10 protein-coding genes are annotated in these 12464 nt (G+C 75.0%); 4 read left to right on the top strand and 6 right to left on the bottom strand.

The window, feature by feature from the left end:
• Positions 1–185: 185 nt before the first annotated feature.
• The 3 genes from ACGFS9_RS17380 to ACGFS9_RS17390 all read left to right on the top strand — a co-directional run bounded on the left by ACGFS9_RS17380 (position 186) and on the right by ACGFS9_RS17390 (position 2385).
• A complete protein-coding gene (locus ACGFS9_RS17380) occupies positions 186–557 on the top strand; it encodes a hypothetical protein (RefSeq protein WP_393254057.1) in 372 nt (123 codons plus the stop codon).
• Positions 558–875: 318 nt separating this feature from the next.
• Positions 876–1535 (top strand): DedA family protein, encoded by a 660-nt coding sequence (locus ACGFS9_RS17385; protein WP_393254058.1) that lies wholly within the window; start codon positions 876–878, stop codon positions 1533–1535.
• A gap of 178 nt (positions 1536–1713) precedes the next feature.
• The gene (locus ACGFS9_RS17390) at positions 1714–2385 is read left to right on the top strand and encodes a phosphatase PAP2 family protein (RefSeq protein WP_393254060.1); all 672 of its coding nucleotides are present in this window, start codon (positions 1714–1716) and stop codon (positions 2383–2385) included.
• 359 nt (positions 2386–2744) lie between these two features.
• On the opposite strand, the gene ACGFS9_RS17395 is transcribed toward ACGFS9_RS17390, so the two are convergent.
• Both ACGFS9_RS17395 and ACGFS9_RS17400 read right to left on the bottom strand, forming a co-directional pair.
• Positions 2745–4118, bottom strand: a complete 1374-nt coding sequence (locus ACGFS9_RS17395) for a protein kinase (protein ID WP_393254062.1) — start codon at positions 4116–4118, stop codon at positions 2745–2747.
• A 314-nt stretch (positions 4119–4432) separates the two neighbouring features.
• Positions 4433–5986: a CHAD domain-containing protein gene (locus ACGFS9_RS17400; protein ID WP_393254064.1), complete on the bottom strand. Its 1554-nt coding sequence runs from the start codon at positions 5984–5986 to the stop codon at positions 4433–4435.
• Positions 5987–6732: 746 nt separating this feature from the next.
• On the opposite strand from ACGFS9_RS17400, the gene ACGFS9_RS17405 reads away from it, so the two are divergent.
• Positions 6733–7338 (top strand): hypothetical protein, encoded by a 606-nt coding sequence (locus tag ACGFS9_RS17405; RefSeq protein WP_393254065.1) that lies wholly within the window; start codon positions 6733–6735, stop codon positions 7336–7338.
• Between the two features lie 209 nt (positions 7339–7547).
• On the opposite strand, the gene ACGFS9_RS17410 is transcribed toward ACGFS9_RS17405, so the two are convergent.
• The 4 genes from ACGFS9_RS17410 to ACGFS9_RS17425 all read right to left on the bottom strand — a co-directional run bounded on the left by ACGFS9_RS17410 (position 7548) and on the right by ACGFS9_RS17425 (position 12133).
• Positions 7548–8558, bottom strand: a complete 1011-nt coding sequence (locus ACGFS9_RS17410) for a hypothetical protein (protein WP_393254067.1) — start codon at positions 8556–8558, stop codon at positions 7548–7550.
• Between the two features lie 247 nt (positions 8559–8805).
• Positions 8806–9255 (bottom strand): response regulator, encoded by a 450-nt coding sequence (locus ACGFS9_RS17415; RefSeq protein ID WP_393254068.1) that lies wholly within the window; start codon positions 9253–9255, stop codon positions 8806–8808.
• Positions 9252–10862 (bottom strand): CHASE3 domain-containing protein, encoded by a 1611-nt coding sequence (locus ACGFS9_RS17420; RefSeq protein WP_393254366.1) that lies wholly within the window; start codon positions 10860–10862, stop codon positions 9252–9254. Before ACGFS9_RS17420 ends, ACGFS9_RS17415 begins: the two co-directional genes overlap by 4 nt.
• Before the next feature lie 53 nt (positions 10863–10915).
• Entirely contained in the window at positions 10916–12133 is a 1218-nt protein-coding gene (locus tag ACGFS9_RS17425) for a PP2C family protein-serine/threonine phosphatase (protein ID WP_393254368.1), read from the bottom strand.
• Positions 12134–12464: the final 331 nt, after the last annotated feature.

Below are 12464 nucleotides of genomic sequence, written 5' to 3' on the forward strand. Positions count from 1 at the left end.
GCTGGTGCGCCCCCCCCCCCCCCCCGGCCGCCCCCGGGGGGCCGGGGGGCGGGCGCGGGGGGGGGCGGCGGGGGGCCCCCGGGGGGGGGCGGCGGCCCCCCCCCGGGGGCCCCCCCACGGTCCTGCTCGCCCACGAACGGGCGCACCTCTCCGGTCGGCACCACCTCTTCCTGGCCGTCGCACAGGTGGCCGGCTGGTGCCATCCCGCGCTCGCCGCCGTCGGCCGCCAGGTGGCCTTCGCCGCCGAACGCGCGGCCGACGAGGCCGCGGCGCGCAGCACCGGCGACAGAACCCTGACGGCCAAGGCCGTGGGCCACGCGGCACTGGCGACCACCCGCGCCCACACCGCCCCCTCCGCCCTGGCGGCGGGCGCCGTCGGCGGACCGGTCCCCGCGCGCGTCAAGGCACTCCTGACCCAGGCGCCCGCCCGGCGGCTGGCCCCCGCCCTGCTGTTCCTCGCGATGGTGACCGGACTGGCCGGCATCTCGGCCCTGGCCGGCGCCGTCTCGGTCCACCACGGCGTCGAGATCGCCCAGGGCGAGATACCGCCGGGCTGAGCGGACCGCCTGGGAATGCGGCAGCCGCCTCCGCACCGCCCTCGGATCCGCCGCAGCGCCGGTACGATCCGGCCGGGCTCGCCGCCCGGCCGCGGCAGGCCCCGCTCAGGCGTCCTGGGCCGCCCCACTCCGCCGCGTCAGCACGTCACGCCCGCGCGGCTCCTCCCGACCCCCGGCCTGCGCGTCGCGGTAGTCACGGGAACCTCCGACTCCGGCGAGTCGTCTACAGTTCGGTAGACCGACTACAGATCTGTAGTCTTCGGTCGGTGCCGTGTCTCCACGGACCACCGGACGACGCGCAACGAAGGGCTCCCGCACATGATGGACCCGGCCTCCCAGCTCGCCGTCAACGTGCTCGACGCGCAGTCCCTGCTCTCCGCGTTCGGCGTGGTGGGCGTGGGAGTGGTCCTGTTCGCCGAGACCGGGCTGCTGATCGGCTTCTTCCTCCCCGGCGACTCCCTGCTCTTCACCGCGGGACTGCTGTGCACCGGCACCACGGACCACGGGCTGCGGCTGTCGCTCGTCCCGCTTCTCGTGGCGGCGGTGGCGGGAGCGCTCGCGGGGTCCCAGTGCGGCTACCTGCTGGGACGGAGAGCCGGCGGCGCCCTGCTGGAGCGCACCCGTTCGGACCGCCTTCACCAGGGCGCCGACCGTGCCCGCGACCTCCTCGACCGGTACGGCCACGCGAAGGCGATCGTGCTCGCCCGCTTCGTGCCCGTGGTGCGCACGGTGCTGAACCCGATGGCCGGTGCCCTCGGAGTGCCGGTGCGGACCTTCAGTGTCTGGCAGGCGGCCGGAGGAATCCTGTGGTGCGCGGGCCTCGTCCTCGCGGGGTACGCCCTCGGCTCGTCCGTCCCCGACGTCGACCGCTACCTGCTGCCGATGATCGCCGTGATCGTCCTGCTCTCGCTGATCCCCCTGGCGTCCGAGATCTACCGGTCGCACCGGGCGTCCAGGGGCGGTGAGTCCCGCGGATGACCCCCTGCCCCGCCGGTACGCCGCCCAACGCATCGGCCTGCGCCGACGCCACGGGCCGCCCGCGACTCCCCGTGGCCGCCGCACCGGTCACGCCACCCCTCTCCCCCCACCGCCCGCGCCGACGGCCGCCGGTCCGGACCACGAGGCCCGCAGCGGGCCGTCCGCGGCCGGTGGCGACGTGAGCCGGAGCCGTCTCGCCGCGTCGGCGGGCCTGTGGTGGCTGGGCGCCTGGACCGCTCTCGGAGCACTGACGGCGGTCGTCCTCGTGCACCGGGGCGCCCCGCTGTTCACCGACGCCGGGCTGCTGTCGTGGTCGGTCCACCACCGGCCGACCGTCGCCGTGGCGGTAGGCCGCGGGATCACCGCGACGGGAACGGGCGTCTTCCCGTACCTCCTCGCGGTGTCGGCCGGCCTTCTGGCGGGTCGCACCCGGCGGCGGCGCTGGTACGCGGTCCTGCTCTGCGTGGCCTGCCTGGCCCTGGGCCAGGCCCTGCGCGCCGGGCTGATGACCCTCGTCGCACGGCCCCGGCCACCGGGCATGTTCTGGGAGACGAGCGCCTCGGGCTGGGCCTTCCCCTCCGGGCACACCACGACGTCCGCCGTCGCCGCCGGACTGCTCGTCATCGCGCTCCGCGCCCGCAGACCGTCCGGTGGCAGGGTCCTGGTGGTGGCCGTCGCCTGCTGGGCGGTCCTGGTCGGCCTCACCCGCGTCTACCTGGGCGTGCACTGGTCGACCGACGTCGTCGGCGGCTGGCTGTTCGCCCTGGGGTGGCTCGGCCTCTGCCGAGCCGCCACCGCCTCGGCCCCGGCCGAACGACTCGCGCGCCGATGGTCGGCGAACGGTCCGTGACGGGAGCCGCGCTCCGCCGACCTGTCCCGATCCCGACGGCGTCAGGCGACACAGGGCACACACGCCCTGCGGGGCGGCGGGATCACGGCCGAGCCGCCGGGCGCCGCCAACGGCGGAAGCCCCCAGGCCGCGCGTAGCCCGCGGCCGGGGCCCGACCCGAGTCCGCCCCGCCGCCCCGGGCCCCGCTGAACCGTGCGCGGGGCTCAGAGGGCGGGCCGAGTGGTGGCTCACGTCGCCGCGCACGGGAGGTGGATCCAGGCCATCGCCGCACCGCCCGCAGACCCGCGCGCACCCACCCGTGTCGAGGCGGACGGCGTCGTGACTACCGAGTGCGGAATCGTTTCAGCAGTTTCGCCGGGCTACGCCTTCCTGCCCTTCGGCGCCTTGGGCGCCTTCTCCGCCTTGGCCGGCTTCTTCGCCTTGCCGGACGGGTGGTGCGGCGGCGCCTTCTTCTTCGCGTCCTCGTGGGGTGCCGGCCCGGGTGCGCGTGCGGGGTCCGGCGCGGTGGAGGACGAGGGTGCCGCCCCGCCGCTGTCCGAAGCGTTGTCCGTGTCACGTGAGGCGGGAGCGGCGCTTCGCCCGGGGGTGGGCCGGCCGTCGCCGCGTGCCCTCGCCGTCGAGGCCGCCGTGTCCTTCTTCCGGGCGGCGTCCGGGTGGCTGCTGCTGGTCCGGGCGCGGCTCGGGTCGTATCCGTGCGACGAGGCGTCGTGGGAGATCGCCAGCCCGGTGGCCATGACCGCGGCGAGCGCGACACCGGCTCCCACGGCCAGGGGGCGGCGGCGCGCCCCCCGCGCAGCGGCGGACGAAGCGGCGGCGGGCTGCCCGTTCCCGGGGCGCGGGGCCTGATGGGTGTGCTCCCTGACGGCGGCGGCGCCACCCGTGGGCCGGGGGGACGGCAGCGGGAGCGGAGCCGGGACGGACTCCGGGCTACAGACGTCGGCCGCGTCCGACAGCGCGCGAGCGCAGTCGCGCGCCGTGGGACGGTCGTTCTCGTCCAGGGCCGTCATGGCCCGCACGGTGTCGGCCAGTTCCGGCGGCAGGTGCTCCGGGAAGACGGGTCCGCGGTGCAGTCGGGCGATGGCGGCTTCCAGGGGAGTGCCGTCGTACTCCAGTCGGCCGGTGAGGCATTCGAGGAGCACCAGGCCGAGCGCGTAGACGTCGGCGGGACGGCCGACCGGCTGTCCGAGGACCTGCTCGGGCGCGAGGTAGGCGGCCGTGCCGGTGAGGGTGCCGGTGACGGTGTGGGTCGTGGTGTCGAGGAGCCGGGAGATGCCGAAGTCGGTGAGGTAGGGGCGCCGGGCGTCGTCGAGGAGGATGTTGGACGGCTTGACGTCCCGGTGGACGATGTTCGCGTCGTGCGCGTGCCCGAGCGCGTTCGCCAGGCCGGAGCCCAGGACGGCGGTCTCCCGGAGCGGCAGCGGGCCCTCGGCGATCCGGTGCTTCAGTGTGCTGCCGTCGATCAGCTGCATGACCAGGAAGGCGCGTTCTCCGTGCTGTCCGGCGTCGTAGGCGGTGACGAGGCCCGGGTGGTGCAGGCGAGCCAGGATCACCGCCTCGCCGTGGGGTTCGGCCGCGACGTCGAAGCCGGTGCCGGAGCGGAACATCTTGACCGCCACGGGCCGCTCCAGCCGCAGGTCGAAACCCCGGTAGACGTCGGCGGCACCGCCCGATCCGAGGAGACCGTCGAGTCGGTACCGGCCGTCGAGCACGTCTGCCGTACAGCGCGACGCCACCGCCCGAGCCGAGTCTCGAAGACGCACAACCCTCTCCCACCCATCGACACACCGCTCCGGCGTGCCGTGACCGACCCGCCGCGGCAAGCGGGTACCCGCGAGATCGGGGAGTACCCCTCCGGGTGTGCCTCGTCCGCTCGCCGGGTCGCCGGCCCGTCGTCGCAGGCGGCGGGCGGTGTGGGCCGGGGGCGCCGGCCCACGGCACCGACGATGCGCGCGGCGCGGCGGCGCGGCGGCGCGGCGATGCGGCGATGCGGCGATGCGGCGCGAGCGGCCGCCGCCGACGGAGGCCAAGCACCCGTGCGGCGCCACGCTCAGCCGTCGGTGCGGCCCCCTCGCTTGCGCGGCATGGCGGACGGTGCGCCCGCGCGCACCTCGGCCCACGTCTCCGGAAGACGGCGCGCCAAGGCGCCGGCCGCCGCCCGCTCCTGGCCGTGGAGGAGGCCCCAGGTGAAGCCGGACTCGCCGGCTCCGTGTGCCGCGATCGCCAGATCACGCAGCACCGCGCAGGCCAGCACACCGTCGCGCTGTGCGCCGCTCACCTGTTGGACGGTCTTGGCACGCCTGCCCAGTCGCGCGGCCGGCTTGCCGAGGGCGGGACGGGCCGCCTCGGCGGCGTAGCGCAGGCCCTTGGCGGCTTTGCGCGCGTCGTGGATGGCGGTGTCGCGTTCCGGGCCGGGCGCCATGTCCAGGGCCGGCTCCATCCGAGCGGCGAGCCGGCGGAGATCCTTGCGGAGCGCCTTCCTGAGCACCGTGTCAGGTGCCCGGCGCGCCGTGGCGCGCAGCGGCGGGGTCCGCGTGAGGGTCGCGAGGTTCTCCAGCAGGCGCAGATAGCGGGGCGAGGCGAGCGTGTCGAGGGTACGGCGACGGGCGTGCGCGCCCTGTGCGACGTCCCAGGTCCGCAGCCGGGCCGCGACCGGGCCGAGGACGAGTTCGCCGGGCAGTTCGGCCAGTGCGCTCGTCAGCCGGTCCCGCAGCACCTCGTGGTCGCGCTCCTCCCCGAGTTCGTTGGCGAGCCATTTGAGGTCGCGCCGGACGGGTCCGGTCGCCTTCCGGTCGAGGACGGAGCGGTAGGACCGCAGGCAGCCCCGCAGGCGGCGTGCCGTGGTGCGCATCCGGTGGACGGCGTCGGGGAGGTCGCGGCGGACCGCCGGATCCAGGTCCCGCAGGGTCCGGGTCAGCCGCTCCACGTGGGCGAGCACGTGGTCGCCGGCCGATCCGGGAGGGGCAGCGTCGCGTGCCTGCGGTGTGCCGGACGGCGGCGTCGTGGTCTGGCGCAGTGCGCGGTCCACCGCGGACGGGTGCGGCGCCCGGTCCACACCGTGTCCGCGCAGCACCTCCTCGACCGCGTCCAGCAGCGCGGGGTCGCCGCCCTCGGCCAGCTCGACCTCCAGTTCCCGCCAGGTCGTCTCGCCACCGCCGGGCAGCGCCTCGGCCACCACGTCGTCCACGCCGAGTTCGGCGAGCACGTGGCCCGCGGTGTCGAGCAGGTGGTACGGGCGGTGGATCGAGTGAACACGGACCACCGGACGCAGCGGCGCGCCGCGGGTACGGGAGAGGACCAGGTCGCGCAGGTCGTCCGGCACCTCCTGCGAAGACAGCGGGGCACGGATCTCCCCCCGGCTGTCGCCCTCCGACGGCAGTGTCAGCCGCCAGCCCGGGTCGGTGCCGCCGGTCCGCCGCCGCAGCGACGCGCGGCTGTGGGCCAGGCGCAGGTCATCGGTGTCGTGGTAGACCGCGTCCCGTTCCTGCACGTCGCACCGCTCGACGGCGGCGACGGTGCCCACGCCGGCCAGTTCGGCCGGCCACGGCATTTCGTCGGCGGCCGGGGCGTACGTGCGTTCCGTCTCTCGTGTCGCATGGGCCATACAGAACGCGTAGACCTGATCCGGGGGATCAAACACGCACCTAAGCGACATTTTCCGCATCCCGGTATCGCAGGGCGTGCCGCGCGTCCCTCTGCCCTGCCGCCGGAGCGTCCTGGTCGGCCGCCGGGGCGTCTTCAGGCACGGCGGGTCGAGCCGTCACTCACGCGCCTCGGTCCGTGCACCGCCCCGTCGCCGACCCGCAGGGGGCGCTGCGGAGCGCGTGAGCGCGGTCCGGTGCCAGGGCGCGCCGGACCCTGGATGCGTGACGGGTACGGGGCCCGCGACCGGGCACACTCTCCCCGACAGGCGCACCGGACCGGGCGGGAAGCGGCGGAACATCAGCGTGAGAGCAGCTCAGCCCACCGGGGCATCGCCCCGCCCCCGCAGCGTCCGTGACGGCCCGGGTTCCGGCTCGGGGGCGCCCCGGGCCGGAGACGGGCGGCTCGCACCGGACCGGGCCGCAACGCGCGGATGCGGCACACCGAACGCACGGGACCTTCCCCGGCGACGTCGATGTCGCAACGTGCGGAGCGGGTGCGCGGGGGCGGAGCGGGTGCACCCGCCACGGTTCGTCCGCGCGTATCCCCGCGTCCCCGGCGCCCGGCGCATATTGTCAGGCGCGCGTCACCCCGCCCGTCACCGCAGCGCCGCGCCCGGCCCGCGTGTCCATGGGCGGGCCCGCCGCGCACCGGGCCGAACCGGCCCCCATCGATGTCCTCGTCGGAAGTCGGAACAGGAGTACGTCCATGCGTCTCTACGCCCAGACCCCAGCGCGCCGGAGCCGTCAAATGGTGGCGGACCTGATCGCTCTGCTCCTGATCGCCATAACGGTGAAGTTCGCCCTGGTCGTGCGGGACGCCATCCTGACGCTGGCGGAGCCCGGCCGTCAGGCGGAGAGCGCGGGTGACAGCCTCGCGTCGAGTCTCGACGACGCGGGCGACGCGGCGTCGAAGGTCCCGTTCGTGGGTGACTCGCTGCGCAAGCCGCTGCGGTCCGCGGCCGACGCGGGCACCAGTCTCTCCGACGCGGGACGCTCGCTCCAGGACACGGTGGGGCACGTCGCCACCCTCACCACGGTCGCGCTGATCGTCCTGCCCACAGCGGCCATCCTGGTGCTGTGGCTCGTGCCGCGGCTGCGGTGGATTCGGCGGACCGCCACGACCCGCCGCCTTCTCGACGCGCCGGGCGGCGCGGACCTGCTGGCGCTGCGCGCTCTGACCGGACCGCAGCGACCGCTCGCCGCCGTCGCCGTTCCGCCGGGTGGTCTGGCCGATGCCTGGCGCCGCGGGGACCCCGAGGTCATCGACGCTCTGTCCACCCTGACGCTCCGGCGCGCGGGCCTGCGCCCCTGACCGGTTCGGCTCCGCCTCGGAGCTGCTCGCGGCCAGGCCGCGTTCCCGCCGTCGCCCTGGGGCCCTCTACCGACTGCGGCGATACACCATCGGGCCGGACGGTGTCGTCCAGCCAGACGGCGTATCGCCGGGCCGGACCGGCGACGGGACGTGATCGGCGGGCAGGGCGGACCGCTGCCGCGCCCGACGGTCCGAGGCCGGGCACCCGGTCACGGTCCGGCCAGTGTCACCGTCCCCGAGGCCACGGCGCGGCCCGCGTCGAGGACGACGAACCGGGCCCCGTTCTCCTCCGGTACCACGTCGACCGCGGCGCCCCGGCCCGGCACCGCACCGGCGGACCGGACGGCGAGCCCGACCACCGCCGACGGAGGGCGGCCCTGATACAGCAGGGTCGCCTGCCGGCCGGCTTCCAGTACCGCGTGCAGGGGCAGTTCGGCAGGGCCGCCGGGAAGCAGGACGGGGTGCGCGCCGTCGCGGGGAACGATCAGCAGCCTGCCCTGCGGCGCCCGCGCCACCAGGACGTCCGGCTCCGCCGCCGCCCCCACCGCGGCGGGAGCGGGATGCAGCAGGCCCGCGAACGACCCCGTGCCCGCGTCCACGGCCGGCGGCTGGGCCGCGGCGAAGACCATCGCGCAGACCCCGAAGCGCCGGTCCGCGTGGAAGTACTCGGCGGTGATCCGGTAGCCGGTCAGCGCGCCGGAGGCGACCGAGACGTCGCTCATGGTGACCCGCACCGCGACCTCGGTGGCGGCGCCGGTCTCCACCGGGCGGGTGCGCGGGTCCGTTCCGAGGGCGACCGACACGGGCCGCAACCGCGGCGGCGACTCCGCGGCGGGCAGGCACCTCGCCTGTGCGAGCGCGGCGAGCTGCCGGGTGGACTCGACGAGGAGCAGCGGGTGGTGCGTCACCGCGAGGGCGCGTTCGTTGAGGGGGTGCCAGCGCGGCCACTGGCAGACCGCCCGGAAGGAGTGGCGTCCGGCATGGCTCAGGGAGACGACGAGCAGCGCCGACATCGCGGACAGGCCGAGTTCACGCCATTCGGGGGCGGCCTCGCGGGCATCGGCCGGCGTGCGGGTCCCCTCGGTGCTCGGCGGCTCGTGCGGCTGTCGCGCCGAGTCCACCCCGATCGTCGCGGTGGCCTGCATCGGTGCCTCCTGGGTGCGGGATAGCCACGCGGCCGGGCCGGCGCGGTCGTCGCCGCCCGTCGCGTGATGGTCCACTGAGCACCTTTTCCGCACCGGGGGGCCGGCCGGATGCGGACACGCCGACGGTTCGTCCCGAGGTGTCCCGATGCGACGGCGGGGCGCCGAGCGGACCGTGTGGTACCGCGATCGGCCCCGCGGCCTCCGGGCGCGCCGTGACGGTCACGGTTCCCGCGTCGGATCCGGTCGGCGGGGCCGGCTCGTCACCGATGGCGTGTCCGGGGCGGCGGGCCGTCCCGCCCCGCGCACGCCCGTGGCCCCCGCGTCAGCCGTTGTGCCGCGGCAGCCGGACCACCTGCACGAAGAAGTCGTCGATCTGGCGGACCGCGGCGATGAACTGGTCCAGGTCGACGGGCTTGGTGACGTAGGCGTTCGCGTGCAGCTTGTAGCTGCGCAGGATGTCCTCCTCCGCCGCCGAGGTGGTGAGCACCACGACCGGGATGTGCGACAGCGCGGGATCGGACTTGATCTCCTCCAGCACCTGGCGGCCGTCGTACTTGGGCAGGTTCAGGTCGAGCAGGATCAGGTCGGGCTGGGGCGCGTCGGTGTGGGCGCCGCGCCGGTAGAGGAAGTCCAGCGCCTCCTCGCCGTCCCGCACCACGTGCAGGGTGTTGCCGATCTTGTTGTCCTCGAACGCTTCCCTGGTCATCAGTTCGTCGCCCGGGTCGTCCTCGACGAGGAGGACGTCGATGGGCGTGCCGGAGGAGGTCGTCATGTCAGGGCCTTGTCGTCGGAGTTCGCGTGGGTGCCGTCGGCCGCCCCGGAGGACGGCAGGGTGAAGCAGAAGCGTGTGCCATCGGTGTGGCTCGTGTCGAGCCAGATGCGCCCGCCGTGGTACTCGACGATCTTCTTGCACAGTGCCAGGCCGATGCCGGTGCCACCGTAGGAGTCGCGGCTGTGCAGCCGCTGGAAGATGACGAAGACCTTCTCCTCGAACTCCCCGGGGATGCCGATCCCGTTGTCCGTGACGCACAGCCGCCAGGAATCGAGGTCGTCCGGATCCCGTTCGCAGGTGATGCGGACGTGCGGTGCCCGGTCGGGGCGGCGGAACTTGACGGCGTTGCCGATCAGGTTCTGCCAGAGCATGGCCAGCAGGGTCGGGTCCCCGACGATCTCGGGCAGCTCCTCGGGCCGTTCGACGACCGCCTCGCTCTCCGTGACGGCGCTCTCCAGGTTGGCCAGGGCCTTCGTGAGGCCGACGCCGAGGTCGACGGGGAGCCGGGCGTCGTTGACCCGGCCCACCCGGGAGAAGGTGAGCAGGTCGTTGATGAGGACCTGCATGCGCTTGGCCCCGTCGACCGCGAAGTCGATGTACTGCTTGGCCCGGTCGTCCAGCTGGTCGCCGTAGCGGCGCTCCAGGAGCTGGCAGAAGGACGCCACCTTGCGCAGCGGCTCCTGAAGGTCGTGCGAGGCGACGTAGGCGAACTGTTCGAGTTCGGCGTTGGAGCGCCGCAGCTCCACGGCCTGGGCGTCGAGGTCCGCCGCCTGCCGGGCCAGGGCGTCGCGCTGCTCCTGCGAGGCGTCCAGCGCGGAGACGATCCGCTGCCGCATCCCCTCGACGTCGTCGGCCACCGCCCTCACGTCCACCGGCCCGCCACCGGCGATGGCGTGGCCGAACTCGCCGCGCGCGACCCTGCGGGTGGCGGTCTGGAGGGCTTCCAGCGGCCGGGCGACCAGGAAGCGCACCAGGAGGGTCAGCACCACACCGGCCAGCAGGAACGCGACGACCATGCCGACCAGGACGGCGTCGCGGACCCGGCGGGAGCGGTCGAGCCGCCGCTGGCCGTCGTCGACGGCCGCCGTCAGGCCCGCGTTCTGCCGGGCCGCGGCCTTGCGGATCTGGTCGAAGGCCTTCTTGCCGCGCTCCGCGGTCGCGCGGTCGATGGTGAAGGGCTCGCCGGGCGTGACGCGGTTCACGAGCGGCTGGGCGTAGGCACGGCGCCACTCCTCGGCCCGCTTCTCGATGGCCGTGAGGTCGGCGAGGAGTTCGGGGCGGTCCCCGATCAGGGCCCGCATGCGGGCCGCCGCGCTCGCCTCGTCCCGCCTGCCCTGCTCGTAGGGGTCGAGGAACTGGCGGTCGGCGGCGATGGCGTATCCGCGGACCCCGGTCTCCTGGTTCACCAGCGAGGCCTGGAGGCGGTACGCGTCGGTCTGCGCGGGTTTGACGTCCCGCAGCATCTGGTCGGTGACCGTCGCCGTCTGCTGGAGCATCGCCGAGCCGATCACGGCGCCCACCAGCACCAGCAGCGCCATCAGGCCGAGCACCAGCCGGAACCATCCCTGCACCGTCAGCCGGCGTCCGGCCCACCGCTCGCCGGTCATCATCGCCATCCCATCCTCGGTCACTCTCTTCCGGCGTGCGGCCCGCATGCCGGTCACCGCCAGCGCAGGTACAGCACGGCGACGTCGTCGGCCAGGCCGCCCTGCTCCTCGGCGAGCAGTTCGGCCCGCTCGATCAGCCCGTCCACGAAGGGGGCGGGCGGCAGGTCGGACAGCTCGCGCGCGACGCCCAGCAGGCCCTCCTCCCCCAACCGCTCGATACCGCGCCCGACGCGCCCTTCGAACAGGCCGTCGGTGAACAGGACGATCGCGGCCCCCTCGGGGACCGTCAGCTCCTCCACCGGCCAGCAGGCCCCGCCGGGCACGATCCCGAGGGCGGGCCCGCCGCGGACCTCCACCCAGTCGACGCCGTCGGCCCGGGCGAGCAGCGCTCCGGGGTGACCCGCCCGCACCATCCGCACACGTCGCTCGCCGGGCTCGATGGAGAGGATCACCAAGGTGGCGAAGACGCCCGCCTTGGCCCGCTCGGCCAGGAGGATCTCCTCCAGCCTGCCGACCTGGTCGGCTCCGGTGACCCCGCTGAGGACGAGGGTGCGCCAGGCTATGCGCAGCGCCACCCCGAGCGCGGCCTCGTCGGGGCCGTGCCCGGACACGTCACCGATCATCGCGTGCACGGTGCCGTCGGCGCTCTGCACGATGTCGTAGAAGTCACCGCCCAGCAGGGCGTGCGCGCGGCCGGGGCGGTAGCGGGTGACGACTTCCACGCCGTCGCCCCGCAGCAGCGGGCGCGGCAGCAGGCCGCGCTCCAGCCGGGCGTTCTCCTGTGCCTGCATCTGGCTCGCCTGGAGCGCGACGGCGTCCTGCTCGGCCTGCTTGCGCTGGATCGCGTAGCGGACCGCCCGACCGAACAGTTCGGGCTCGACCCGGCCCTTGACCAGGTAGTCCTGCGCGCCGGCGGCGACCGCGGCCAGTCCGGTGCCTTCCTCGGCGAGACCGGTGAGGACCACGATGGCGACGTGCTCGCCGCGCTCGCGGATGCGGGACACGGCTTCGAGGCCCTGGGCGTCGGGGAGGTGCAGGTCCAGCAGGACGCAGTCGGGCACCTCGGAGGCGAGTACCTCGCAGGCCTCGGCCATCGACCGTACCCACCGGAGCCGCATACCGAGGGCGCTGTCCGCCACCAGCTCCTCGACGAGCAGGGCGTCGCCGGCATCGTCCTCGACCAGGAGGACGGACGGCTGTCCGACTCCCCAGGCGGCCGCACGGTCCAGCGCGGGAGAAGCCACGCCGGCAGCCCCGGGCTGCGACGTCATCATCGAAAGAACCCCCCACCCGCAACCATTCCGCCGCTGCCTGACGGATAACCCCGTGAGCATACTCAGCCTCGGCGCGAAGCACCCCATGGGGAGAGTCACCCACGTCGGAGGGAAGGCGTGGTAGCCCCTGGGTGCGGGTGGGCTGCCGGGCGCCGGCCCGCATGGACAGGCGGCAGCGGCGGCTCCCGTCGAGTCCTTTTCCGAGGGGTGTGACGTGTGACCCATTTCGTATCCATCGGGGGCGGGGGTCGTTGATAGGAGCGTCGCGCTGCCGCCCCCGAGGGAGCGCGACACGTGAGGGCCCGGCATCCCCGCCCGGTCCCGGGCC

Source organism: Streptomyces sp. NPDC048566, from assembly GCF_043199735.1.
Lineage (GTDB): Bacteria > Actinomycetota > Actinomycetes > Streptomycetales > Streptomycetaceae > Streptomyces.